This window comes from Psychrobium sp. 1_MG-2023 (assembly GCF_030689115.1).
In the GTDB taxonomy this organism is placed as follows: Bacteria; Pseudomonadota; Gammaproteobacteria; order Enterobacterales; family Psychrobiaceae; genus Psychrobium.
In genome coordinates this window covers 19,956-46,473 of record NZ_JAUYVJ010000027.1, presented here as the reverse complement: position 1 = coordinate 46,473, position 26,518 = coordinate 19,956, and the positions used below count along the sequence as shown (strand labels likewise).

25 protein-coding genes are annotated in these 26,518 nt (G+C 40.2%); 9 read left to right on the top strand and 16 right to left on the bottom strand.

Features of this window, described 5'->3' with window-relative positions; all coding sequences use genetic code 11:
* Positions 1-82: 82 nt before the first annotated feature.
* The 4 genes from Q8W26_RS13750 to Q8W26_RS13735 all read right to left on the bottom strand — a co-directional run bounded on the left by Q8W26_RS13750 (position 83) and on the right by Q8W26_RS13735 (position 3,714).
* Positions 83-2,029: a S9 family peptidase gene (locus Q8W26_RS13750; RefSeq protein ID WP_101213476.1), complete on the bottom strand. Its 1,947-nt coding sequence runs from the start codon at positions 2,027-2,029 to the stop codon at positions 83-85.
* 95 nt (positions 2,030-2,124) lie between these two features.
* Positions 2,125-2,610 carry a hypothetical protein gene (locus Q8W26_RS13745; protein ID WP_101213477.1) on the bottom strand — a complete coding sequence of 162 codons (486 nt, stop codon included), beginning with the start codon at positions 2,608-2,610 and terminating at the stop codon, positions 2,125-2,127.
* A gap of 118 nt (positions 2,611-2,728) precedes the next feature.
* Positions 2,729-3,334, bottom strand: coding sequence for a peroxiredoxin (locus Q8W26_RS13740; RefSeq protein ID WP_101213478.1), 606 nt, complete (start codon positions 3,332-3,334; stop codon positions 2,729-2,731).
* Between the two features lie 47 nt (positions 3,335-3,381).
* Complete coding sequence (locus tag Q8W26_RS13735) at positions 3,382-3,714, bottom strand: Grx4 family monothiol glutaredoxin (protein WP_101213479.1); 333 nt, start codon at positions 3,712-3,714, stop codon at positions 3,382-3,384.
* 233 nt (positions 3,715-3,947) lie between these two features.
* Here Q8W26_RS13735 and Q8W26_RS13730 point away from each other — a divergent pair, with 233 nt between their 5' ends.
* The 4 genes from Q8W26_RS13730 (at position 3,948) to Q8W26_RS13715 (ending at position 9,569) form a co-directional block, all read left to right on the top strand.
* Positions 3,948-4,532, top strand: a complete 585-nt coding sequence (locus Q8W26_RS13730; protein ID WP_101213480.1) for a Fe-Mn family superoxide dismutase — start codon at positions 3,948-3,950, stop codon at positions 4,530-4,532.
* A gap of 311 nt (positions 4,533-4,843) precedes the next feature.
* Entirely contained in the window at positions 4,844-6,766 is a 1,923-nt protein-coding gene (locus Q8W26_RS13725) for a PrkA family serine protein kinase (protein WP_101213481.1), read from the top strand.
* Positions 6,767-6,781: 15 nt separating this feature from the next.
* Positions 6,782-8,050, top strand: coding sequence for a YeaH/YhbH family protein (locus tag Q8W26_RS13720; protein WP_101213482.1), 1,269 nt, complete (start codon positions 6,782-6,784; stop codon positions 8,048-8,050).
* Between the two features lie 10 nt (positions 8,051-8,060).
* A complete protein-coding gene (locus Q8W26_RS13715; protein WP_101213483.1) occupies positions 8,061-9,569 on the top strand; it encodes a SpoVR family protein in 1,509 nt (502 codons plus the stop codon).
* A 15-nt stretch (positions 9,570-9,584) separates the two neighbouring features.
* Here Q8W26_RS13715 and fadR read toward each other — a convergent pair whose 3' ends face one another.
* Positions 9,585-10,304 (bottom strand): fatty acid metabolism transcriptional regulator FadR, encoded by a 720-nt coding sequence (fadR, locus tag Q8W26_RS13710; protein WP_101213484.1) that lies wholly within the window; start codon positions 10,302-10,304, stop codon positions 9,585-9,587.
* Positions 10,305-10,694: 390 nt separating this feature from the next.
* On the opposite strand from fadR, the gene nhaB reads away from it, so the two are divergent.
* Together nhaB and dsbB are read left to right on the top strand one after the other, a co-directional pair.
* Positions 10,695-12,281 carry a sodium/proton antiporter NhaB gene (nhaB, locus tag Q8W26_RS13705; protein WP_101213519.1) on the top strand — a complete coding sequence of 529 codons (1,587 nt, stop codon included), beginning with the start codon at positions 10,695-10,697 and terminating at the stop codon, positions 12,279-12,281.
* 143 nt (positions 12,282-12,424) lie between these two features.
* Positions 12,425-12,949, top strand: coding sequence for a disulfide bond formation protein DsbB (gene dsbB, locus Q8W26_RS13700; protein ID WP_101213485.1), 525 nt, complete (start codon positions 12,425-12,427; stop codon positions 12,947-12,949).
* Between the two features lie 56 nt (positions 12,950-13,005).
* Here dsbB and Q8W26_RS13695 read toward each other — a convergent pair whose 3' ends face one another.
* From Q8W26_RS13695 to Q8W26_RS13685, 3 genes are all read right to left on the bottom strand, one after another.
* Positions 13,006-13,455, bottom strand: a complete 450-nt coding sequence (locus Q8W26_RS13695; protein WP_101213486.1) for a YcgN family cysteine cluster protein — start codon at positions 13,453-13,455, stop codon at positions 13,006-13,008.
* 78 nt (positions 13,456-13,533) lie between these two features.
* The gene (locus tag Q8W26_RS13690; RefSeq protein WP_101213487.1) at positions 13,534-14,502 is read right to left on the bottom strand and encodes a lytic transglycosylase domain-containing protein; all 969 of its coding nucleotides are present in this window, start codon (positions 14,500-14,502) and stop codon (positions 13,534-13,536) included.
* A gap of 25 nt (positions 14,503-14,527) precedes the next feature.
* Positions 14,528-14,794, bottom strand: coding sequence for a YcgL domain-containing protein (locus Q8W26_RS13685; RefSeq protein WP_101213488.1), 267 nt, complete (start codon positions 14,792-14,794; stop codon positions 14,528-14,530).
* A gap of 119 nt (positions 14,795-14,913) precedes the next feature.
* Between Q8W26_RS13685 and minC the strand changes: the two genes are divergently transcribed.
* The 3 genes from minC to minE are packed head-to-tail and all read left to right on the top strand — an operon-like array spanning position 14,914 to position 16,740.
* Positions 14,914-15,654: a septum site-determining protein MinC gene (gene minC / locus Q8W26_RS13680; RefSeq protein WP_101213489.1), complete on the top strand. Its 741-nt coding sequence runs from the start codon at positions 14,914-14,916 to the stop codon at positions 15,652-15,654.
* A gap of 13 nt (positions 15,655-15,667) precedes the next feature.
* Positions 15,668-16,477, top strand: coding sequence for a septum site-determining protein MinD (gene minD / locus Q8W26_RS13675; protein ID WP_101213490.1), 810 nt, complete (start codon positions 15,668-15,670; stop codon positions 16,475-16,477).
* 2 nt (positions 16,478-16,479) lie between these two features.
* Positions 16,480-16,740, top strand: a complete 261-nt coding sequence (gene minE / locus Q8W26_RS13670; RefSeq protein WP_101213491.1) for a cell division topological specificity factor MinE — start codon at positions 16,480-16,482, stop codon at positions 16,738-16,740.
* Between the two features lie 71 nt (positions 16,741-16,811).
* Here minE and rnd read toward each other — a convergent pair whose 3' ends face one another.
* The 8 genes from rnd to glnS all read right to left on the bottom strand — a co-directional run bounded on the left by rnd (position 16,812) and on the right by glnS (position 26,200).
* The gene (gene rnd, locus Q8W26_RS13665) at positions 16,812-17,936 is read right to left on the bottom strand and encodes a ribonuclease D (RefSeq protein WP_305473651.1); all 1,125 of its coding nucleotides are present in this window, start codon (positions 17,934-17,936) and stop codon (positions 16,812-16,814) included.
* Positions 17,937-18,031: 95 nt separating this feature from the next.
* Positions 18,032-19,708 (bottom strand): long-chain-fatty-acid--CoA ligase FadD, encoded by a 1,677-nt coding sequence (fadD, locus tag Q8W26_RS13660; RefSeq protein ID WP_101213493.1) that lies wholly within the window; start codon positions 19,706-19,708, stop codon positions 18,032-18,034.
* Between the two features lie 139 nt (positions 19,709-19,847).
* Positions 19,848-20,687 (bottom strand): alpha/beta hydrolase, encoded by an 840-nt coding sequence (locus Q8W26_RS13655; protein WP_305473650.1) that lies wholly within the window; start codon positions 20,685-20,687, stop codon positions 19,848-19,850.
* Between the two features lie 13 nt (positions 20,688-20,700).
* Positions 20,701-21,342, bottom strand: coding sequence for a M50 family metallopeptidase (locus Q8W26_RS13650; protein WP_101213495.1), 642 nt, complete (start codon positions 21,340-21,342; stop codon positions 20,701-20,703).
* Between the two features lie 7 nt (positions 21,343-21,349).
* The gene (locus Q8W26_RS13645) at positions 21,350-21,718 is read right to left on the bottom strand and encodes a hypothetical protein (RefSeq protein ID WP_153071468.1); all 369 of its coding nucleotides are present in this window, start codon (positions 21,716-21,718) and stop codon (positions 21,350-21,352) included.
* A 56-nt stretch (positions 21,719-21,774) separates the two neighbouring features.
* Positions 21,775-22,482, bottom strand: a complete 708-nt coding sequence (gene tsaB, locus Q8W26_RS13640; RefSeq protein ID WP_305473648.1) for a tRNA (adenosine(37)-N6)-threonylcarbamoyltransferase complex dimerization subunit type 1 TsaB — start codon at positions 22,480-22,482, stop codon at positions 21,775-21,777.
* 30 nt (positions 22,483-22,512) lie between these two features.
* On the bottom strand, positions 22,513-24,441 hold the full coding sequence (locus tag Q8W26_RS13635; protein ID WP_101213497.1) for an ATP-dependent DNA helicase: 1,929 nt from the start codon (positions 24,439-24,441) through the stop codon (positions 22,513-22,515).
* Between the two features lie 88 nt (positions 24,442-24,529).
* A complete protein-coding gene (gene glnS / locus Q8W26_RS13630) occupies positions 24,530-26,200 on the bottom strand; it encodes a glutamine--tRNA ligase (protein ID WP_101213498.1) in 1,671 nt (556 codons plus the stop codon).
* Between the last annotated feature and the right edge of the window lie 318 nt (positions 26,201-26,518).

Genomic DNA, 26,518 nt, shown 5'->3' with positions numbered 1-26,518 from the left:
TGTTATCAACTCGGTGCATTAGAATATAAGCTAGGCAAGCCTTAAAGAATATAGGACTTGCCAAACTAAATTAGTATTATTGTTAAGGTAAGTGCTGCTTAATAAACAGATCAATAGCTTTAAGGGCTTTTTCTCTATTTTTGCTATTACTTAAATAATGATTACCCTTTTCTAAAGTGATAAAAGAAACCTCTTTGTCTGTATCTTCCATTTCCTCATGCATGTCTTTTGATTGGCTCATTGGAACCACTAAGTCATGTTCACCATGAATCAGTAAAACAGGCGCCTTAATGTCTTTGACAAAATTGATTGGTGATATCGTTTCCAAATGATCAGACTCCACACTTCCGTTTAGAAGTAATTTTTGCCAATAGGATACGACCCAATGATCTGAACCGTGCTGATGTTTTTCTGTACGGAGCATCTGTTTCACATCACTCACGCCATTAATTGAAACAGCGCACTGGTATAAATTGGGGGTAAATACGGCTCCAGCCAGTGCCGCATAACCACCATAACTGGCTCCTACAATACAAACTCGATTTGCATCTATTTTACCCTCTTTAATCAATGCACCAACTGCGTCAGTTAAATCATCTTGCATCTTTAACCCCCACTCGCCATGACCTTGGCTTAAGTGTTCAGCGCCAAAGCCTTTAGAGCCTCTAAATTGAGGTTGAATCACTAAGTAACCTTGTGAAGCAAAATATTGGGTCAACCAATCAAACCTTATTTTATCGTATGATTCAGGGCCGCCATGGGGAAGCATGATTGCAGGTAAATTCTTTGGTTCAAGGTGCTTAGGTAGTGTCAATAACGTCGGAATAGTTAACCCGTCACGAGCTTTAAATGAGTAAACCTCAATAGGATTAATGTGCTGCGCCTTTACATCCGGTCGTCCATGCGTCAATAAGTCTAATGAGCCATCTTTATATCGAATGTAATCCCCTGCACTACTGTCTCCTTCGATGTGAAAAATAATTGTAGACCAATCAGGTGTATAGTCTGTAATAGTGATCGCTAGTTCAGGTAACACTTTTGCTACCCCTTTAAGGCGAGCGTTTAGTTTTGTCTCAAAGAACTCATATGATGGCTTAAACCCTGAATAACGTACGCCATAAACGACTCGGTTAATATCAGTTAAGACAACTTCAACATCATGGTTTTTTTTGCTGAAGATGGCATCACTCACCCTGCCATCTTCTAACGAAATAGTATGGTAAGCCCAACGACCCAAGGTGCTATTATGTCGCTGCATGACTAGGCTTTTACCGTCTGGCGTAACACCAACAAAACCAACAGAGCGTATATCAGTCTCTTCTCGATAAATAACTTTCCACTCTCCCTGCTGCCATGACTCTAAGATGTGAACATTACGTCGGTTATAAAAGCGTTCTCGCGCTAGGACCAGTCCGCTTCCATCAATAAAAAAGTCTATCGTATCTGAAGTCCCTTTCTTATGGACCCTTGGTTTACGCGTTTTATCAAGATTGACTTTTAATAGACTATAGGCATGCTTCGTATGCCACGCTGGCATATATGCATGTTTTCTATCTTCTGATAACCCTACAACATTCCCTAAATTGCTCTGCCCGCGATAAATACCTTTACCTGCGATTAACAACTGGCTAATTGTTTTTTCTTTGATGTTATATGAAAAAGCCGCACTAATATCATGTCTTCCTCTAAAGCCGAAGATCCTGCTATTTACTGATGCGACCAACACAATACGGTTTTCATCAATGAAGTAAGCGGTATCAGGGTTTACCGACGTTAGGCCTGTACCACCAACCACCTCACCACTATTTAGGTCCATGACAACTAGATAATCATCATCGCCTTCTTTATGGCGATACGCCATACGGTTTCCAGAAGGGGATATTGTTAATAAACTCTTTGCGGGTAATTTTGCATATACAGAATAAGGTAAAGTAGCCTGTGGTGGCTGACTCGGTTGCTTTGGTGATGTGTACGCCTGAACAGAATAGGCCGATGTAATAACCAACCAAAATAATAAGAAATATTTCATGTCATATCTTCCTTAATAGTATGAATCCATTAGGCAGAATAATAACAAGCTACATTTTAAATGTCATAGGCTTAATCATGCATTTAAGGCGTTAATTAATGAAAGGAATAGCCATGAGACCCAGCCATTGCTCCCGCAATCGCTATCAAGCTTAAACTCAGCAGCACTTGATGCATGCGATGTAACCACATAAACGCATGTTCACTATCCTTTTCAGCCTGTTGATGAAACCAGCGATGTAAAAATAATGGTTCAAAAACAAACAGTACTAAAGAAAATATAAGCCAAATGAACGTCATTAGGTGCATCCACCAAAATTCGAACGAAGAATAGCGCGACCATGCATTAAGAAATTCAATCATATAAACGCCAGATAGCATGGTGATCACGGTCAGCCATTTTGCTTGTTTCGCAAAACGCCCTTCCAGTTGTTCAAATAGTGCAAGGCGTTGGGAGGGAGCGGTCATTGCTCTTAATGAAGGAATCAAGACCAAAGTGACTAAGCCGACACCGCCAATCCATAATACAACAGCGACAATATGTAATACTCTAGCGAGCACGAAGAGGTCAAAACTGTCCATAGCGAACCTTAATGTAATTAATTACGCTACTTATTATCAGTTATTTTATTTTAATTCTTTTGTTTTAAAACAAAAAAGGCTGCAAAAGCAGCCTTTTAAATCTAACTAAAACTACAAATTATAGTTTGTCAGCGTTTTCTGAAAGGTAAGAAGCAACGCCTGCTGGAGAAGCGTCCATACCTTTGTCACCTTGGTTCCAACCAGCTGGACATACTTCGCCAACTTCTTGGTGGAATTGTAGTGCATCTACCATACGTAGCATTTCGTCAACGTTACGGCCTAATGGTAGGTCGTTAACTACTTGATGACGTACGTTACCTTCTTCATCAATTAAGAATGAACCACGGAATGCAACGCCAGCTTCTGGATGCTCAACGTCGTATGCTTGACAGATAGTGTGCTTAACGTCAGCAACTAGAGTGTAACGAACTGGGCCGATACCACCTTCGTTAACTGGCGTGTTACGCCATGCGTTGTGTGAGAATTGAGAGTCGATAGAAACACCGATTACTTCAACGCCACGCTTTTGGAACTCTTCAAAACGATGGTCGAAAGCTAATAGCTCAGATGGACATACGAAAGTGAAGTCTAGTGGGTAGAAGAAAACAACAGCTTTTTTGCCTTTGATTGCTTCGCTAAGAGTGAAAGCATCAACGATTTCACCGTTACCAAGTACTGCTGCTGCTGTGAAGTCCGGTGCAGGACGACCTACTAATACGCTCATATTAATCTCCGTTTGTATTTCGCTCAAAAGTTGAGCATTTATTAAATTTATTGTTCAGTTGAATATTTTTCAGCGGTTTCTTTCAATAACGGCTGTAATTCACCTTGTTGGAACATTTCAAGGATAATGTCACAACCACCGACTAACTCGCCATCAACCCATAATTGTGGGAAAGTTGGCCAGTTAGCATACTTTGGCAGTTCTGAACGGATATCTGGATTTTGTAGAATATCTACATACGCAAATTTCTCACCACAGCTCATGATCGCTTGAGATGCTTGTGCTGAAAAGCCACAGTTAGGTAGCTTTGGTGAACCCTTCATATACAAGATAATTGGGTTTTCTGAGATTTGCTCTTTAATTTTATCGATAGTTTCCATTTGAGTTCCTTTGATAACACCTTAAGGTTAGCGATAAAGATATTTATCTTATGCTTATTGTACCTTGTCGTGTATCGACACTAAACCCTATTATTACTGCGGGTTTAAGCATATTAAATTAGTTGGCAAAGATTACATTCATTTTTGACCCAAATCAATTTCTTGATGTATTATAATGCCGAATAATAATTAATGTGAGCCAAAAATAGGCAATTTTATCTAGGAGATAAACCATGGCGTTCGAACTTCCAGCGTTACCATATGCAATTGATGCATTAGCACCACACATTTCACAAGAAACTTTAGAGTTTCACCACGGTAAACACCATGCAACTTACGTTGCTAAACTTAACGGTTTAATCGAAGGTACTGACCTTGAGAGCAAATCACTAGAAGAAATCGTTAAGACTTCTGAAGGTGGCGTTTTCAACAATGCAGCACAAATCTGGAACCACACATTTTACTGGAACAGCCTAAGCCCTAATGGCGGCGGCGAGCCAACAGGCGCTCTAAGTGATGCAATCAATGCTACTTTCGGTTCTTTCGAAGAGTTCGTTGCAGCGTTTAATGACAAAGCAGTTAACAACTTTGGCTCAAGCTGGACTTGGTTAGTAAAAAATGCTGACGGTAGCCTAGCAATCGTTAATACGAGCAATGCTGCAACACCGTTAACAGACGAAGGTGTTACACCGCTAATGACTGTTGACCTATGGGAACATGCTTACTACATTGATTACCGCAATGTACGCCCTAACTACCTAAACGGTTTTTGGGCATTAGTTAACTGGGAATTTGCTGCTGCAAACTTCGCTGGCTAAGCTAAACCTAATTAACTAACACCTTTTTTATAACAAAAAAGAATTAGTTAGCACCTTGACAAAGAGTCCTTAATGGACTCTTTTTTATTGTCAATTTTTTGACCGTTTCATCCCCTCCCTTTTTTACAAAAAATAAATGAAATTAATCCCCTACTGTACTTGTCTATATATGATGTAAGCAAAATTTAATTTATGAAAGTTACTGGCTTTCATTTAGTTATGAGTCTAAGTTTAATTTAAAGATAGGAAACAAATTAGTGGCTTAGTATTTAGGTCGTTTAATAAGCCATCGCAAACTCAAGGGGAATGCCATGTCTATATTTAATCACTACCAAGACAGATACGAAACAACAAAAGAAGAAGAGTACACCTTACAAGAGTTCTTAAGTCTCTGTAAAAAAGATAGCAGCTGTTATGCAACCGCAGCAGAACGTTTATTGCTTGCGATTGGTGAACCAGAAGTTGTTGATACTGCTACAGACCCACGCTTAAGCCGTATTTTCTCTAACCGTGTGGTCAATCGTTACCCGGCCTTTGAAGATTTTTATGGTATGGAAGATGCCATTGACCAAATCGTCTCTTACCTTAAACACTCAGCGCAGGGTTTAGAAGAAAAGAAACAAGTCATTTACTTACTAGGTCCTGTTGGGGGCGGTAAATCATCTCTGGCTGAAAAGCTTAAAAGTTTAATGCAAAAAACCCCTATCTATCGGCTTAAAGGTTCGCCAGTTAATGACCATCCGTTATCATTATTTGACGAAAATGAAGATGGAGAGATTTTGGCCAACGAGTACAATATACCTAAACGTTACCTAGGTACAATTATGTCACCGTGGGCGGTTAAACGTTTGCATGAATTTGGTGGTGATATCACCAAATTTAAAGTAGTGAAAACATATCCATCCATTCTAGACCAAATTGCAGTTTCAAAAACGGAGCCCGGTGATGAGAATAACCAAGATATCTCAGCGCTTGTCGGTAAGGTCGATATTAGAAAGCTTGAGCATTACGCGCAAGACGATCCAGATGCTTACGCCTATTCCGGTGCACTTTGTCGGGCTAACCAAGGGTTAATGGAATTTGTTGAAATGTTTAAAGCGCCGATTAAAGTATTGCACCCTCTCTTAACGGCCACGCAAGAAGGTAACTATAACGGTACAGAGGGCATATCAGCTATTCCGTTTAACGGTATCATCTTAGCTCACTCCAATGAATCTGAGTGGCAAACCTTTAAGTCGAACAAAAATAATGAAGCTTTCTTAGATCGCGTGTATATCGTGCAGGTGCCATATTGCTTACGCGTGACTGAAGAAATGAAGATTTATGATAAATTACTTCAACACTCTGAACTTGTCGACGCCCAATGTGCACCTGACACGTTAAAAATCTTGGCACAGTTTAGTATTTTATCTCGCTTAACCGCCCCTGAGAATTCAAACATTAACTCGAAAATGCGGGTCTATGACGGTGAAACACTCAAAGATACCGATCCAAGTGCTAAGTCTTTACAAGAGTACCGCGACGCGGCTGGGGTCACTGAAGGCATGAGTGGTCTATCAACCCGCTTTGCATTTAAAATTCTATCTCGGGTGTTTAACTTCGATCAAAACGAGATAGCAGCAAACCCGGTTCATCTATTCTATGTGTTAGAGCAACAAATTGAACGGGAACAATTTAGCGATGAAGTCAGTGAGAAATACCTTGAGCATTTAAAAGGCTACCTAATCCCGCAATACATCGAGTTTATCGGTAAAGAAATACAAACAGCCTATTTAGAGTCTTATTCTGAGTATGGTCAAAATATCTTTGATCGCTATGTTACTTATGCCGATTTTTGGATACAAGATCAAGAGTACCGCGACCCAGAAACCGGGCAACTCTTTGATCGCAGTGCTCTTAATGAAGAACTAGAGAAAATTGAAAAACCAGCTGGGATCAGTAATCCAAAAGATTTCAGAAACGAGATTGTTAACTTTGTCTTACGCGCTAAAGCTAATAACTCAGGCAATAATCCAGCGTGGACGAGCTATGAAAAACTACGCACAGTCATTGAGAAGAAAATGTTCTCTAATACTGAGGATTTATTACCTGTTATCTCATTCAATAATAAAACGTCAGCCGATGACCAGAAAAAACATGCTGACTTCGTACAACGTATGACCGAAAAAGGCTATACACAGAAACAAGTACGATTATTAACTGAATGGTATTTACGTGTTCGTAAGGCATCTTAAGAGTAAGGAGGCGGTATGGCACATTTTATCGACCGAAGACTCAACGGTAAGAATAAAAGCTCCGTTAATCGACAACGATTTATCCGCCGACATCAACAGCAGATAAAAAAGTCGGTTGCTGACGCAATTACCAACCGCAGTGTCACCGATACTGAGACTGGTGAAAATATTACTATTCCAACTAAAGACCTGAGTGAACCGTTTTTTCACCAAGGTCAAGGCGGCGTCAAAGAACGAGTACATCCGGGTAACGATCAGTTTCAAACCGGTGATCACATCGAGCGTCCTCAAGGTGGCGGTGGTGCAGGCAGTGGCTCAGGTGAGGCTAGTGATAGCGGAGAGGGAAAAGACGAGTTTCAATTCCAGATCTCCCGTGATGAATATTTGGATCTGCTATTTGAAGATTTGGCGCTGCCAAACCTTGAAAAAAAGCAAGTGTCGGATATTTTAGAACACAAAGTCGTACGTGCTGGCTTTTCCAATGTCGGGTTGCCTAATAACATTAATATAGTGCGCTCGTTAAGGAAGTCTCAAGCGCGCCGTATAGCACTTTCGGCCGGAAAGCGCCGCGAGTTACGTGTTCTAGAGGAACGTTTAGCGCAAATTGAAGCATTATCTAGCGAAAATTCGCCTGAGAAGCAGCAGCTCTGTCGTGATATTGAAACACTCAGAAAAAAAATTGAAGCCGTTCCTTTTATTGATGATTTCGATTTACAATTTAATAACTACACAAAACAGCCCTGCCCTTCTTCAAAGGCCGTGATGTTTTGTTTAATGGACGTCTCTGGTTCGATGGACCAAGCGACCAAGGATATCGCAAAGCGGTTCTATATTTTATTGTATTTGTTTTTATCAAGAACTTATAAAACTATTGATGTCGTTTATATTAGGCACCACACTCAGGCAAAAGAAGTCGATGAGCAAGAGTTTTTTTATTCGCAAGAAACAGGCGGTACTATTGTGTCTAGTGCGTTGAAATTAATGCATGAGATACAACAAGAGCGTTACCCAACAAGTCAGTGGAATGTTTACGCTGCACAAGCGTCTGACGGCGATAACTGGGCTGATGACACCCCTCTTTGCCACAAGCTATTACAACGGGACATATTACCTAATTCACGTTACTACAGTTATATTGAAATAACCAATAGAGCTCATCAATCACTTTGGGATGCGTATCAACGATTGGCTGGCGATAACCCGCACTTTGCTATTAAGCATATCAGCCAAATTGGAGATATTTACCCAGTATTTAGAGAGCTATTTCAAAAAACAGTTTCATAAGGACAATGGTATGGATATAACAAAGTCACTCGATGACAGTTCCGATTGGACCTTCGAAAAACTAGAAGACTACCATCAAGCGATAAAAAAAGTAGCAGAGCATTATCGTCTTGATACTTATCCAAATCAGATTGAGATCATCACCTCTGAGCAAATGATGGATGCTTATTCAAGCGTTGGCATGCCTATTGGCTATAATCATTGGAGTTACGGTAAAAAGTTTATTCAAACACAACAAAGTTATCATCGCGGTCAAATGGGACTTGCCTACGAAATTGTGATTAATTCTAATCCATGTATTGCTTATTTAATGGAAGAGAACACTATGACGATGCAAGCATTGGTCATTGCCCATGCATGTTATGGTCATAACTCATTTTTTAAAAATAATTATTTATTCACTACATGGACCGACGCAGACTCAATTATTGACTATTTAGTGTTTGCCAAGAAATTCATTATGGATTGTGAAGAAAAATATGGTATTGAAGAGGTCGAAAACCTCTTAGACTCATGCCATGCGTTAATGAACCTTGGGGTTGACCGCTACAAGCGTCCGAGCAAAATCTCAATGCATGAAGAGTTACAACGTCAACGAGACCGCGAAGAATACCTGCAATCGCAAGTTAATGACTTATGGCGCACCGTACCAACAGCTGAGAGCGACAAAGAAAAAGAGAAGAAACATTTCCCTAGCGAGCCTCAAGAAAACATTCTCTATTTTTTTGAAAAGAATGCACCACTCTTAGTTCCTTGGCAGCGCGAAGTAATAAGAATTGTAAGGAAGATTTCACAATACTTCTATCCGCAAAAACAAACCCAAGTCATGAATGAAGGCTGGGCTACTTTTTGGCACTACACGATTTTAAATACGCTCTATGATAACAAAGTGGTTAGTGATAAATTTATTCTAGAGTTTTTGCATCATCATACCAATGTAGTTTACCAACCGCCCTACAATAGCCCTTATTATTCTGGGATAAACCCTTATGCTTTAGGTTTTGCGATGTTCCAAGATATTCGTCGCATTTGTGAAGAGCCAACGGAAGAAGATAAGCACTGGTTTCCTGAAATAGCTGGGAGTGATTGGCTAGAGACTTTACATTTTGCTTGTAAGAACTTTAAAGATGAAAGCTTTATCAGCCAATATCTATCACCCCACTTAATGCGTGAAATGAAATTATTTAGTGTAGTGGATGATTCAAGTCATAACTATATTGAAGTTGATGCCATACATAATGAAATCGGTTATCAACGGATCAGAGAAAATTTAGCCAAGCAGTATAACCTAAGTAATCTGGAGCCTAATATTCAAGTTTATGATGTGCAAGTCGATGGTGATCGCTCGATGACACTCCGCTATTATCCTCATCAAGATATACCGTTAGGCGAATCAACAAAAGAAATGCTCAAGCATTTACACCGCTTGTGGGGCTTTGAGGTTAAGTTAGAACAATGTGATAAAGATGGGAAAATTGAGCCACTAGCCCATTGCCCTGAAACAGCAGCAATCGACTAGTTGCACCAAGGTGTATTAACGAATTGGATCAACGATATCTGTTGGTAGTCGCTCTCGCAGCGATTGCCACAGTTTGCCCGTCTTTAAGCCATAACGACGCATAGATAAAATGACCTGATCATATTCGCCTTGCTCTGCTAAGCTGATTAGTTCTTCGTAGTGGCTATCCGCTATTCTGCGTGCTTCTGGTAGTTCAAAATATAGCTTACCTACGCGACTATATAGATCTTTAAAGCCATTTAAGATTAATACGTAAATTGGGTTACCAGATGCGAACGCTAACTCATGGTGTAATTGGTAATCAAAGTTTGAGTAACCTTCACTTGAATCTTCAATATCTTTATATTGTTTTATGATCTCAACACTTTTCTCGGGTGCATTCTTCAAAGCAGCACGGATGTAGATAACTGAAACGTTAGTTCGCGCTGATAAAAGCTGATCAACAAGTTCAGGGATGCCACGTTGATCTAAACGAGCCATTGTCACTAATACATTAAGGCCCGCTGTTTCCCAGTAGTTATTTACTTTGGTCGGTTTACCATGTTGTATTTGTAACCACCCGTCACGTGATAGTCGTTGTAATACTTCACGTAAAGTTGTACGAGTTACACCAATCAATTCAGACAGTTCACGCTCAGCTGGTAGAAAAGAACCAGGAGGGAAACGGCCAGTCCAAATAGAATCAACTAAATACTCTTCAGCAAACCCAGCTGGACTCTGTGCCTTATAAATCATTTTTCACTCAAGTTAAATCAATAAAATCTCACAGAATAATACCAGAGCTAGCCGAAATTGATACTGATTTATTAAAGCAGGTATTAATTGTGCGCGTTTAAACCTATAGGTTGAGATTGTCTCATTAAATTGCATGATTTTTCATGATACCCCTTGCAAAATTTATAAATAAGAGTATTAATTGCGCCCGAAAATTCTTTTACGTAATAAATAATTACCTCACTTTTATAAAAGTAGTATTTTGTCTGTTATTAAAGCGCCTTTTTATTCTTTTAAAGCGTCAATCTAAGACTATTTACTTACTTTTTTTCAAGTAATTTATTATAGAATTCTCCCCGAAATTTTTAACTAACTCAACAGGTCGCCCAAAGCGAGGAACTAATGTCAGTAATGCCTCTCAGTAAAGCATTTATGTTGAACTTTTTAGGAAACTCTCCTAAATGGTACAAAACTGCTATCATCACCTTTTTAATTATTAACCCAATCGTATTTTTTGCAATCAGCCCATTTGTTGCCGGCTGGTTATTAGTTGCAGAGTTTATATTTACTCTTGCGATGGCATTAAAATGTTACCCTCTACAGCCTGGTGGCTTGTTAGCTATTCAAGCTATCGCCATAGGCATGACAACACCGGGCATGGTGCTTCATGAAATGGAAGCCAACATGGAGGTTATTCTATTATTAATCTTCATGGTTGCTGGTATCTATTTCATGAAGGAATTATTACTTTATGTATTTACGAAGCTAATAACTAAACTCCGCTCAAAAGTTGTTCTCTCTGTTGCTTTTTGTGCTGCAGGGGCAATCCTGTCAGCCTTCTTAGATGCATTAACCGTTATTGCGGTAATTATTAGTGTAGTGATTGGCTTTTACAGTGTTTATCATAAAGTATCGTCAGGGAAAGGTTATCATCACGATCATGACCATACCCATGATAGAGACTTCCACGAACAACATCGCCAAGATTTACAACAATTCCGTGGTTTTTTACGTAACTTATTAATGCATGCAGGTGTTGGTACAGCACTCGGTGGTGTAATGACTAAAGTGGGTGAACCGCAAAACTTAATTATTGCAGAAAAAGCCAACTGGGAATTTATTGAATTTGCCATTCGTATGTCACCGGTGACTATTCCTGTATTTTTCTGTGGTCTTGCAACCTGTATGCTGGTTGAGAAGATGGGTTGGTTTAGCTACGGTGTTCAACTACCAAAGAATGTATACAACGTACTTGCTGATTACGCCAAAGACCAAGATCAAAACCGTACGCAAAGAGAAACGGCAAAACTTATCATTCAAGGGATTATTGCCCTTTGGTTAGTCATTGGTTTAGCCTTCCACTTTGCTGCCGTAGGTTTAATCGGTTTATCTGTCATCGTTTTAGCTACTGCCTTTAATGGCGTTACCGAAGAGCACGCGCTTGGTAAAGCGTTTGAAGAGGCACTCCCCTTCACCGCATTACTCGGTGTATTCTTTGCTGTCGTGGCTGTAATCATCGATCAAGGGTTATTTACACCGGTGATTAATTGGGTATTGACCTACGAAGGGACAACTCAAATGGTGATGTTCTATATGGCAAACGGCCTCTTATCAATGGTTAGTGATAACGTATTTGTTGGTACTGTATACATTGAACAGATCTCTACAGCGCTTAAAAATGGACAAATTACCCGCGATCAATTCGATATGTTAGCCGTAGCTATCAACACAGGTACAAATTTACCAAGTGTTGCTACGCCTAATGGTCAAGCTGCCTTCTTATTCTTATTAACCTCTGCATTAGCACCGTTAATTCGCTTAAGTTACGGTCGTATGGTATTTATGGCTTTACCATACACTATCGTGTTATCAATCGTTGGTTTCTTAATGATTCAATCTGGTTTCTTAGATGACATGACAGCATATTACTATGATGCGGGTTTAATCCATCATCACAGTGCCAGTGAGGTGTCTGATAGTTCTTCTGGCGGCCATTAATTTGTGACCCCTAATAAAATCTAATAAAAAAGCGCCTATAAGGCGCTTTTTTTATGGCAGGTGTGGTAATCTTTATGTTGAAAAAAGTACACAAATTTACTATTTAACAGCCAAATTAATCAATTCCATATTTTAAGAACCCTATGCTCAATTATCTCAACAACATGACCACCCAACGTTTACCTTGGTTAGTCCTAGCCGCCATTGCAATTGTATTTGAAGTTATCGCTCTTTACTTTCAGTATGGTATGGGCTTGGGCCCCTGTGTGATGTGTATTTACCAACGTACTGCTATTTTAGGTATCGCGATTGCGGGCTTAATTGGTTCCATTGCACCACAATATTTCATCATTCGTTTAGCTGGATTTAGCATCTGGGGGTATAGCACAATCAAAGGGTTGCTAATCGCCCTTGAACATGTCGATATTCAAATTAACCCATCACCGTTCTTCAGTTGTGCATTTAGGCCCGACTTTCCAAGCTGGCTACCCTTAGATGAAATGCTGCCTTTTTTCTTCAGAGTTGACGGTGATTGTGCCGCCATTACATGGCAATGGTTAGGCTGGTCAATGTCTCAGTGGATGGTAGTGATATTCAGTGGCTTTACAATTGCACTAACCGTTGTGGTCTTAAACCGCTTGCGACCAAGCAATCAGTTTTTAATTTAAACATGATGACGACCTAAGCCAAACGCCCTTTTGGCTTAGGATATATACAAGCTACTTTAAGGCTCAAACTGCAGCGGCCAGTAAACAACATGATCTTCTAAATCTCCAGCTTGCTTTTCATCAATCACTTTACCTCTAACAGATTGCCCTAAGCGATGCATTTCTTTCGCTGAACCCACAATCAGAGGGTGCCAGCTAGGTAGTTCTTTACCCTCGTCTAACAAACGATAAGCGCAACTTGCTGGCAACCAACCAAAGCTATCGCGATTAGCTAAAGTTACTTTAAAACAATCAGGAACTAACTTAAAACGGTTAGCATAGTTCTTACATTGACCTGACTTTGTGTTGAGTTGACTACAAGCAACGTTGGTAAAAAACAGCTCGTCTGTTTCATCGTCGATGACTTTATTGAGGCAACATTTGCCACAGCCATCGCATAACCGCTCCCATTCTAGTTCGGTCATCTGTTCTAATGTTTTATGTTGCCAATAATTCTGCTGCGCCATGTCACCACCACTCTACGTTCTTTGGGGTAGCTTATAACAGAATTTTAAAAGGAGTACTAATTTATCACTCAAATTTGCTTATTTGATATCCATAAATTTGATTCGATCTGAAAGTAAGGCAACCGCAAGTGCCTTACGTTCAGACCCTCCCCAAGCAGTGAGGTAATCAAAATTTTGATAAGTTAAATATAAGCGTCCCTTTTCACCATCAAGGGAACGTAAACGGGCTTTAAGTGATACTTGTGGTAACTTGCGACCGTCATATCGAATTACACCAAGTTCATCCCATTGCTCTAACGTTCGATACTGATTACTAGCTAAAATCGAACGATTCGCCTGTTTAGCCAAGCGAACTTGTCTACCCCAAGTATATTGCTTATCCCACCCTTCCAAGGAAAGGTAATTGGCCGTTGACGCTAAACTGTCAGCTAAAGAGCCCCAAACATTTACAACACCATCATCAAAGTCAGTATACCCTTTTAAATACTGAGTTGGAGATAAGTTCAACAGGCCGACCCTACCTTGTTTGGTTGTTTGCAATTGTTGGTGGCTAAGTTCATTGGTAGCTAACAGTTTAATGACACTCGCAACATTTTCAATATTGCTCGGGGATTGTTCCTGATAAGCGAGTGAGGTGACAACGGACATCGCGTTATAAAGATTAAATTGCTGTGAAAAGTTGGTTTCGATTCCCCACAGAGCAATGAGGAACCTTGGTTGAACGCCAAAACGTTGTTCTATATTAGCTAACAATTCGCGATGTTGTGTAAATAGTTGACGTGCCCGAGCAACGATATCTTGAGTAACCAGAGTTGGTAGGTACTCTTCCAGTGATACAGGTTGGCTCTTTTCATGCGAAGCCATTGTCGTACTGCGAAATAACTTTGCCTGTTGGAAGGCCAACTTGACCTGTGAAGGAGCAATCGATTGCTTTAACAAATCACTTTCAAGATCAGTTAAAAATGCTTTATAAGAAAGCGGACTTTGACCTTGAGCAGCTAAGGTACTAGAAAAAATCAGTGTAGATAAAACAACGCTTTTGAGCATATTATCCCTCTAAAACAAACATGTTTTATTTTTGATTCTGTTTAAATTCCTTCAATAAGTCAACTTCTGGTGGTGGCAATTGCAGGTAAAAACCTTGTTCTCTTATTTTTGCCATCACTTTCGCTTTATCTGCAATGGCTAAATCACGCTTTTGTAAAGGGACTAACATCACGAATTTTGGCCGACCAAACGTTTGTAATAATTGTTTAGGCACGGGAGAAAAATCATCTCTTTTCTCAATATAGAGATAGGTATCTGCTTTTTTCGAACTTTTATAAATTGCGACTATCATTGTTTAGTAAAAACCTGTGTGAACGACTTGCTAACTGGTATCCGAGAATATAACATGAGCAACACTAAAACATAATGAATAATAGTGTTTGTTCGATATTTTTTCAGGACTACTCATCAATGCCCAATACAAGTGCTCAACTCAAAGGAAGCTTATTTCCTTTGTCTGTTCTCCAACTTGAAGATAATGACTTAGGTAAGTTAGAACTCCAATTGGATAACAAGCTCAAACAAGCACCTTCTTTTTTCTTTCGCGCCCCTGTTGTTATTAATATTGAGAAACTCACTGACGATGAAATTGATTTTAGAAAGCTCAAACACTCTATAGAGAGCAAAGATTTTATTTGTGTTGGTGTTTGTAATGGCACGACGGTTCAAAAACAGCAAGCTCGCCTTGCCGGTCTTGCGACATTACAGCAACCTAAACACAACGAACCCGTTAAGGTGTTACCTAAAGCAGCAGCGCGAGAGTTAGAAAAAGTAGCCATAGAAAAGCCGGTTATTGAAGAAGCACCAAAACAAGCCACAAAAATTGTTCGCCAAAATATTCGTTCGGGACAGCAAGTTTATGCACAAGGTGGTGATTTAGTCATCATTGGTTCAGTAGGCAACGGCGCTGAAGTCATTGCTGATGGCAGTATTCATATTTATGGAAAACTTCGCGGCCGGGCGATTGCTGGCGCTAAAGGTGATCAGCAAAGCGCCATATTCTGTCAATCTATCGAAGCCGAGCTCGTTTCCATTGCTGGGACCTATTGGCTAAGTGAAGCAATTCAAGAGAATCATTGGCAACAATCTGGCTTAATCAAATTAGAAAAGGAGCAACTCGTTGTCGAGTCGCTTCCTGGTTTAAATAATTAAAGGAATGAGAACTATGTCTCAAGTAATCGTTGTTACATCGGGAAAAGGCGGTGTAGGAAAAACAACTTCTAGTGCAGCAATAGGCACAGGACTGGCCTTAAAAGGCCATAAAACGGTTATCATTGATTTTGATATCGGCCTACGAAACTTAGACTTAATCATGGGTTGTGAACGTCGTGTTGTTTATGATTTTGTTAACCTGATCAATGGTGAATCGAATTTAAATCAAACTCTAATTAAAGATAAGCGTGTTAAAGACCTCTATATCCTACCAGCTTCACAGACTAGAGATAAAGATGCCCTTACAAAAGAAGGGGTGGGTAAAGTCATTGACGAACTTAAAGAGCAATTTGACTTCATCATTTGTGATTCACCCGCAGGTATTGAAGCAGGTGCAATGATGGCACTCTATTATGCTGACCAAGCTATTGTTACGACCAACCCTGAAGTATCATCAGTTCGTGACTCAGACCGTATTCTAGGTATCTTACAAAGCAAGTCTAAACGTGCAGAGCAAGGTTTAGAGCCAATCAAAGAACACTTGCTAGTAACCCGCTATAACCCTTCTCGTGTTGACGAAGGTGAAATGTTAAGTGTTGATGATATCGTAGACATCTTAGCGATTAAATTGTTGGGTGTGATTCCTGAGTCTCAAGCCGTGTTAAAAGCTTCAAACTCTGGTGAGCCTGTTGTGCTTGATAGCGATAGCGATGCGGGTCAAGCTTACGACGACGCAATCGAACGTTTACTTGGAAAAGAAGTTGATCTTCGCTTCTTAACTCAAGAGAAAAAAGGTTTACTTAAGCGTATTTTCGGAGGTTAATAATGGCACTACTAGATTATTTTCGTAGCAATAAAAAACCTACGGCTTCTTTAGCGAAAGAACGGTTAAAAATCATTGTTGCTCATGAACGTCAAAACCGTGAAGGGCCTGATTATTTACCGCAACTTAAACAAGACATCTTAGATGTTATTGCGAAGTATGTAAAAGTTGGCGATGAAAAAGTCAGTGTCGAGTTTGACCAAAATGATGAACTCGCAGTGCTAGAACTCAACGTGACGTTGCCAGATGTAGAGCGTAAGTAACGTAGTTTATAGCGTAGTCAAAAAGGACTAAACGCCCTTTTATGACTACGCTTTAACAACCGCCTCAAGAACTACTGCTTAATAAGCGGTAAAACCTTTTCAGCTAAAAGTTGCTTACGCCAACCTGTTAATAATACAGGTGCTGGTAATTGTTTTTCTTGAAATTCAGGCTTCCAATAATAGCTCAATACTTCATGGATCAATTTCTTAGAAGCAATAATCTCTTTCGGAATCCCCGATTTTTCAGCGGTTTGCTCTACTAACCCTTTAATCGCTTTAAAGGTTTTTTTATACGCTGGATAGTCAATCAAACGTGTTAATGGTGTTGGTAAAACATCCAATTCAAGCGCAGCAACGACAATACTCACGATTTTTTTACCATGGCGCTTAACAACCATTGGATGAATATTGTCAATCGCCCGTAAACCATTACCGCTCTTTGGGCACGCTTTTGCTATCGCAAATAGCTCATTATCTTTAAGAATAAAACCCTGAGCCAGATTACGCTTGATAGCTTCCATTTGTCGCCATTGCGCTAGCTCTTTTAATACAGCTAACTGCTGTGGGTTTAACTGCCAAGCATTGCTAATATCAAAATACTTTTCATCTGCTGGCTTCTCATTCGTTTTTTCAGCCAGGCGACGACATTCTTCAAGGCAAAGCGATAATTTATCTTGCTCTTCAAGTGCTGATACTAATGGTTTATACACTTGATATAAATAAGCAACGTCATTCGCAGCATATTTCAGCTGTGACTCAGATAAGGGACGTGCTAACCAATTCGTGCGAGACTCACCCTTATCGAGTTCAATATTACAAAATTCGTTGATTAACTTCGCATACCCCAGACTGACGCCATAACCAGCCAATGCTGCAGCAACTTGAGTATCAAATAAAGGCGTTAGTGTGACACTGGCATTATGTCTAAACACTTCAAAATCTTCACTGCCTGCGTGAATAACCTTGGTTAAACTAGGTAATGTTAATAAGTGCCAAAACGAGGATAAATCATCAATAGCAACAGGGTCTATCAATGCCAGCGTTTCTCCATCATAGGCTTGAATCAAGCCAAGTGCAGCATGATAAGTTCGCTCACGAACAAATTCTGTATCAATTGCTAAAAACTCTGCTCGCGCATATTGTTGACAGAGGTCGGCTAACGCCTGTTCAGTTTCTATATATAAATAATCTATCACTCTGATTCCTTTATTTATGGCATAAAAAAGCTAGCCACATTGGGCTAGCTATTTTATAGGAACGGTATTAGGAATACCAACTGCAAAAACGGTGATTAACCTTCTTGACCGAGTGCTTCTTCTCTTAGTGTACGGCGCAAAATCTTGCCAACGTTAGTTTTTGGTAGTTCATCACGAAATTCAATCAGTTTTGGCACTTTGTAAGCCGTCAGTTCATTACGACAATGCGAGATTAAATCTTGTTCACTCAATCCTTGATCTTTTTTAACCACGTAAATTTTAACGACTTCACCTGACACTTCATGTGGAATACCAATGGCCGCTACTTCAAGCACCCCAGAGTGCATCGCACAAATATCTTCAATTTCATTTGGAAAAACATTAAAGCCAGAAACAATAATCATGTCTTTTTGACGATCAACAATTCGACAAAACCCCTGCTCATCTATGGTTGCAATGTCACCTGTTCCAAACCAATCACCGTCCATCACTTTAGCGGTTTCTTCAGGTTTATTATAATAACCGAGCATCACTTGAGGCCCACGAACTTGCAGCTCTCCGGGTTCATTAAAACCAACCTCTTGACCTTTATCATCAATAATACGTACATCTGTTGACGAACAAGGTAGGCCGATAGAACCGGTAAAACCTGTTGAATTATGAGGTGTCACTGTGACTAGAGGCGCACACTCAGTTAACCCATAACCCTCGAGTAAAAATGTACCTGTGACTTGTTGCCATTCATCAGCAACGGCACGCTGTACAGCCATACCGCCGCCTAATGTCAGCTTAAGGCTAGAAAAGTCTAATTGCTTAAACTGTTCATTATTAAGTAGCGCATTAAATAGCGTATTGACACCTGTTAACGCGGTGAACTTATATTGTGATAGCTCCTTGACAAAGCCAGGAATATCACGCGGGTTGGTTATTAATAAGTTTTGTGCGCCAAACTTCATAAACAACAGGCAATTGGCCGTTAATGCAAAAATATGGTAAAGCGGTAATGCGGTGACCACAATCTCTTGGCCTGCATTCAATTTCATTCCAAAAGCCGCAGAAGCTTGCTCTAAATTTGCGACCATATTGCGGTGTGAAAGCATTGCCCCTTTTGATAAGCCCGTCGTACCGCCGGTATATTGTAGGTACGCCAAATCATCACCAGTCACCGTTGGTTTTATGTATTGACTGTAACTCCCTTTAACCAATGCTTTTCGCATCGATATAGCCCCAGGGAGATCAAACTTTGGTACCATTTTTTTAACGTATTTCACCACAAAATTGACTAACGTTCGTTTAACAGGGTTAAACTGGTCGCCAAGGTTGGTTAAAATGACGTGCTTTATAGGAGTCTCTTCGACCACTTTTTCCAGTGTATCGGCAAAGTTTGAAATCACTACAATAGCTTTAGCGCCAGAGTCATTCAGCTGATGCTTTAATTCACGAGGGGTATAAAGAGGGTTTACATTAACCACAATTAAGCCAGCTCTGAGTGCACCAAACATAGCAATGGGGTACTGCAATACATTAGGCATCATAATCGCGATGCGATCACCTTTAACCAGCTTCAATTCGTTTTGTAAATAAGCAGCAAAGTGACGGCTTTGTTCTTCAAGCTTACGGTATGTAATCACATGCCCCATATTCGCGAACGCAGGCGCATCGGCGAACTTACTAACACTTTCTTCGAACACATCAACTAGTGATCCATAATGGTTAGGATCGATGGTTTCTACAACATCTTCTGGATAGCTTTTAAGCCAAACTTTTTCCACAATAATTTCCTCGTTTGTCTAGTTAGCATTGTTATTAATTTTTAGGTGCGCTAACTCAGCGTATTTAAACGTATGTTTAATAATCCCACAACTTATCTCAAAATAACAGTACTATTTAGAGCTTTTACCCTAAAAGTATTTACTTCATTAAATGTTGCTCAATATATTGCCAAACACACTGCGGACTTTCCATATGTACATGATGGCCACCAGCAACACTTTTAATTGATAACTTTTCGACCATCAATTGACGTTGCTTTATCCCTGTACGCAAATGAATATAGCCTTGTTCAGCTAAAATAAGTAACGTATCACTTGATATACTATTTAGTACATCATGGGCTTGAGACTCGGTCATTCGCCAAGGAGATAAGTTTCTTAAGCGTCGATCACCACGCCACGTTACCCCACCCTCGACAGGCGTTATCGAGCGTTCAACTAAGAGTTTTGCCTGTTCAAGACCAAAATCACTCACAGCAAGCCTGGCAGCAACCGCACTCTCTGTTGAGTCGTGAACTGGTTTGCGCTTAGTTTGGGCCTTATGTTGACTAAGTATAGACTTACGTAAGATCGATGTCGTTTGATTTTCGTTTGCCGTTAATGGACCTAACGCCTCTATCAGAACTAATTTGTCTAATTTCTCAGGGAAAGCGCTGGCAAAAAGGGAGGCTACGATCGCCCCTAAAGAATGACCGATAATATGAAGGCTTTGCCAGTTTTGTTGTGCTATTAGCACATACAAGTCATTCACATAATCCGTTAAATGATAACTTGCTCCGCTAGGCCGATGCATGGAGTACCCATGACCAGGCCAATCAATAGCTACAACATGGTAATCTTTAATAAAAGGAAGTAATGGTATAAAGCTCGCTGCATTATCCAGCCAGCCATGCAGCAACAGAAGCGTTGGTTTGCTTTCGTCACCTTGACTTATCCCTGATAAGGTTATGTGAGGTAAGGTAAATGATACTTCTCTCATTCGAGCATCCATGTTATTTTCGATTAAACTCGAGGCTTGCTAATTTAAACAAAATAAAGCAACCCCAACCACACCAAGCAAACACCCAAACTATTTCGGGAAGACCAGTGACACGAGCCAAAATAGCACCGTCCCCCACTTGATGACCGTCAATTAAATGTAACGGGTTAGTTATCGCATTCATCAAAACTACAATACCAATAAATTGAATTAACCATGTTAATACACGCGATTGTCGCTTGATCAACAAACAACCGAGCAGCGATAGCATCATTGTTAAAATAAAGAGAGTAGTTAAATCAGATAGCCAAAACACAATAGTGACCATCAGGATCAGGGCGACAAAGGAAATAATAAATTTGGCTAAATTTGGTTTTGGACCAACCAAGTAAAGTAAACCGCCAAAGAGCGGTGTGCCAGCGTAGCCTGCTACTGCAATAAGCCAACTACTGCCACCACGAGAAACCAAGTGACCAGCACCGTTGAGGCTCAAAGAGAACTCAATAATTTGTCCACCTGTAAGTAATGTCATGATGCCATGGGATAACTCATGGAAGGTAGTAGATAAATAAAGCAGAGGAATATTAATGAACGGTAAATAAGTGAGAAAAAATGCGGCACAACAATATAAAATGAGACGTGCTAATGATGTCATTGGTGGCCTATGCAAATATATCAATGCCCACTAAACGCTGAATTTCCTCACGTCTAGGCGCATTAGCAACTGCTTGATAGCTAGAAATAGCCAGCCTATTTTCAACTTGCGGTTGGTCATAGATCGTTTGACTTTCTTGGTGCGCAGCAGCGACAGACTCATATTGCGCTTGAGTTAGCGAGCGAGCCTGTTCTTGTTGTTGCTGGTCTTCATCGCCAACCTGTAGCACTCTCGCTTGGCCATTTTCCGCAGCGGCTTCTACGCCATCAACAACAAGGTTTTGTTTTATACTATTAGGAGCAGCAGCATTCGCTGCGAGATTTTCACTCGCAGTGGGTGTTGTTTGATAATTTTGAAACTGATTTCGAATCTGCATATTAAACAAATACTAGCATAAAAAAAACACGATTGACTAGTAAACCTTGCTCGTTGTTATTCTCTACCAGGTAATTTTTTCCAAGTAACAGTATCTCGCAAATATACAGGTGCAGCTTCTTCAACATCAACAGCTTGGTGACTTTTCCAAGCCTGCTTGGCCAATGGAGCCATCGCCTCAGCATTCGGGTATAACACCGACTCTAACACCGTTATTTTAGCCATTTTAACGAGTTCAGGGTATGCTTGCCAAGCTGTCCCAACGGCAACAAACGAATGCTCAGGGTATGTCAGTTGGGTCAGTACCTCTGGGTTTAGCACTTGTTCCTCACCGACTAATGTCGCCAGACCATTCTCATTACGATAAATGCCCCAGTAAACTTCACCCATCCTAGCATCAATACCAGCCATGACATATTCAGCTTGGTGCTTATCAATAGCTTCCTGTGCCATGGTGGCTAATGTTGATAATGCGATGACTGGCTTTTCAGCACCTAACGCTAAGCCCTGCATAATTCCAGTGCCAATGCGCACGCCAGTAAAGCTTCCTGGTCCTCGTCCCCAAGCAATGGCATCCAGATCGTTAACTTTTAACTGTGCCTGTTTTAGCAAAGTGTCAACCATAGGTAACACCATTTTTGTATGGCTGCGGGGCGTCACATCAAATGACGAAATAACATTATCGTTATGCAGCAACGCAACAGAACATGCTTCCGTCGAAGTATCGATAATTAAGATTTTTTCTGACATAGTTTTTTCTGACATAGAATTCACTTTAAAAGTACCTAATCAAAGTTAGGCAGATATATTTTCTAAATAATTTATAACTTGTTTTATATCACGAGTACGCTTCATATCTGGCAAGCTTTGTAAAAAGACTCGCCCATAAGGCCGTGAAATAATACGTGTATCACACAATACAAGGACACCACGATCTTGCTGATCACGGATCAAACGACCGGCTCCTTGCTTTAAGGCAATCACAGCCTGAGGAATTTGAACCGCGTCAAAGCCTTCAATACCTTGCTTTCGTTTGTCGTCAAGGCGAGCCTTAAGTAATGGGTCATCGGGAGAAGCAAAAGGTAATTTATCGATGATAACACAACGTAATGCATCACCTCTAATATCGACGCCTTCCCAAAATGATGCAGTTGCCAGTAGTACAGCATGGCCATCATTAGCAAACTGCTTAAGCAAGTTTTGTTTGCTATCACTGCCTTGCACAAGTAATTGCTGACTTAATTGTGTGCTGAGCATTGCTTGAAGGCGATTTAAGGTTGAGAAACTCGTTACTAGAATTAGAACGCCGCCATTACTGGCTTGAGTCAACACACTAATAGTCTGTGCAAGTGCATCAATGTATTGTGGATTCGCGGGCTCAGGGAGGTAGCGCGGCACGCAAAACATTGATTGTTGTTGGTAATCAAACGGACTTGCTAGCGACAGTGTTTTAACATCAGTTAAACCAAGCTGCTGATTAAAATGTTCGAAACTATCATCTACTTTCAAGGTTGCAGAAGTAAATAACCATGCCGTTTTCAAATCTTTCATGTGCTCAGTAAATTTATCTGCGATGGATAATGGACTGATATTAAGTTGTAGATGTAATCGATTGGCTTCAAACCAAAAACTAAAACCTAATTTGTCTGATTGTTTGAATAAATCAAAACGCGTCTTAAGTTCTAATAAGCGCTCAAAGCAATTGTCTAATGTATCACTACGTCCAAGTGATATTTTTATCACTTGATATAGAAAATCGAGGTTTACCGATAATTGTTCAAAAGCATTATGAATATCTTGCCGTTTTAACGCTTCATGCCAATTACCCCGTTCTCCTTGGTGGGAGAAACATAATCTAAGCTGATCACTACACCGTTCAACGATTTGCGCAGCTTTTAGTAATTGTTTAGTATCTTTGAGCTCACTGTAATATACATACGCTACGTCACTTGCGAGCTCTTTTAGCGTTCTGGTTGATAATGATTGACCAAAATAGCCACAAGCGATATCAGGAATTTGATGGGCTTCATCGAAGATCACCAATTCACTTTCAGGGATCAACTCCCCAAAACCAGTATCTTTCAATGCCATATCCGCAAAAAACAAATGATGATTTACAACAATTAAATCGGCTTCCATGGCTTTTCGCCGGGCTCGTAACAAATAGCAGTCATCATAGTATTTACACTTACGGCCGCTACAGTTATCCGCTGTAGAAGTAACCAATGGAAAAGCAAACGATGATTCGTTTACGCCGGGCACCTCCCCTAGATCGCCGCTCACAGTATGGGCAGACCATCGTTTTATTTGGCCTAGATCATGTGCTAACTGCTCGTTTCCTGACGCTCCTTCAGCCTGTTGTTTCTTGAGACGCTCGATACACAAGTAGTTACTGCGGCCCTTTAATAGTGCTGTTTTTAACGGCTTGTTTAAAGCCTCGCGAACAACAGGTAAGTCTTTATAATATAACTGTTCTTGTAGTGCCTTGGTACCGGTACTAACAATTGTTTTCGCCCCAGATAATATTGCACTAATCAAATAAGCAAAGGTTTTACCGGTACCAGTTTGAGCTTCAACCACTAATTTTTCTTGATTGGGAACGACTTCACCAATAGCCAATGCCATCGTCGTTTGCACTTGACGTTCTTGATACCCATCAATGGCTTTAGCTAATGCACCATCACTAGAAAACGCGTTAGCGATTTGTCCTTGAACTGATTTCATTAGCCTCGTTACTCAATAAGCAGAAAGATAAATATGACATAAAAAAGCCACTTCAACACGAAGTGGCTTTTTATCTAGCTATAAAACGTTATGCGCCTTGTTTGGCCCAAGTATCACGTAAACCAACCGTTCGGTTAAAAACTAAATGCTCAGGGCTAGAATCTTGGTTATCCGCGCAAAAGTAGCCTTCACGTTCAAATTGATATGCTAGTTCCGCTGGAGCAGAAACTAGCGAAGGTTCAGCAATCGCATTTTTACGTATAATTAATGACTCAGGATTAATAACTTCAGCAAAATCTTCGGCGGCTGCAGGGTTTGCTTCAGTAAATAAGCGATCGTAAATTCGCACTTCGGCATTAACACCTTCACTTGCACTAACCCAATGAATCACACCTTTGACAGAGCGGCCATCGCTTGGCTTCTTACCTAATGTTTCTGGATCATAAGTGCCATAAACCGTAGTTACATCACCATTGTCATCTTTATCACAACGTAGTGCTTTAACTACATAACCGTTACGTAAACGAACTTCTTTATCAAGCACGAGGCGTTTATATTTCTTGTTTGCTTCTTCTCTAAAATCAGCACGATCAATATACACTTCACGGGAGAACGGGATAGTACGAGTCCCCATTGATTCATCTTTCGGATGATTAGAAGCAGTAAGTTGTTCAACTTGATCTTCAGGGTAGTTCTCAATAACTAATTTAATCGGGTCAAGCACAACCATAGCGCGAGGTGCTTTTGAGTCTAAGTCTTCACGAAGGCAACTTTCTAGTGCACTCATCTCGATTACATTCTCTTGCTTAGTAACACCAATGCGTTTACAAAACTCAACGATTGATTGCGGGGTATAACCACGACGGCGCATACCAGCAATAGTCGGCATGCGAGGGTCGTTCCAACCATCAACTAGATTGTTTTCAACTAAAGACGCTAACTTACGCTTGGACATCACCGTATATTCAAGGTTTAATCGAGAGAACTCGATTTGCTGTGGATGTGTCTCAATAGAAATATTATCGATGACCCAGTCATATAACGGGCGATGATCTTCAAACTCTAATGTACATAGCGAGTGAGTAATGCCTTCAATCGCATCCGAAATACAATGCGTAAAGTCATACATTGGGTAAATACACCACTTATCGCCTGTTTGGTGGTGCTCAACAAAACGAATACGATATAAGATGGGATCTCGCATCTTGATATTTGGCGAAGCCATATCAATTTTTGCACGTAGACTATATTGGCCTTCAGCGAACTCGCCATTACGCATACGCTCAAATAAATCAAGATTTTCTTCAATACTACGATCGCGCGATGGACTTGGCTTACCTGGCTGTTTTAATGTGCCACGATACTCACGCATTTGTTCTGCATCTAATTCACAAACAAATGCTTTGCCATTATTAATTAGCTCTATTGCATATTGGTAAAGTTGCTCAAAATAGTTTGAGCTATACCGAATATCACCCGCCCATTCAAAACCTAACCACTTAACATCTTCTTTAATTGAATTAACGAAGTCGATATCTTCCTTTTCAGGATTCGTATCATCAAAGCGTAAGTTCGTTTGGCCTTTATAATCTTGACCGATACCAAAGTTTAGACAAATCGACTTGGCATGACCAATATGTAAGTAGCCATTAGGCTCAGGTGGGAAACGAGTAACGATATTTGTGTGTTTTCCACTCGCCAAATCGGCATCAATAATATTACGAATAAAGTTAGTCACACGGACAGCATCTTGGCTCATTCGATCCTCAAAAATAACAACAAAAATAAAATTAGGCTTATGATCGCTTATTTACAACAGATTCTCAACTGTTGAGTGTTCCTAGCCTTCAATAATACCAATTCCGTTAATTAAGTAACCAGTTTTATCACGTGATTAGCGGGTTAACACACAGGTTCTACGTTTCACCAGCATCGCTAATACAAAGTCCGTAAACTTAGTGAACAATATTGTAACGGGGATAAACGAATTAATGCAGAGGTTCTACGTTCCAAATTGAACCCATATACCGAATACATCTCGGTAAGGTATTTGTTAGCGTATATAGTTATTTTACAT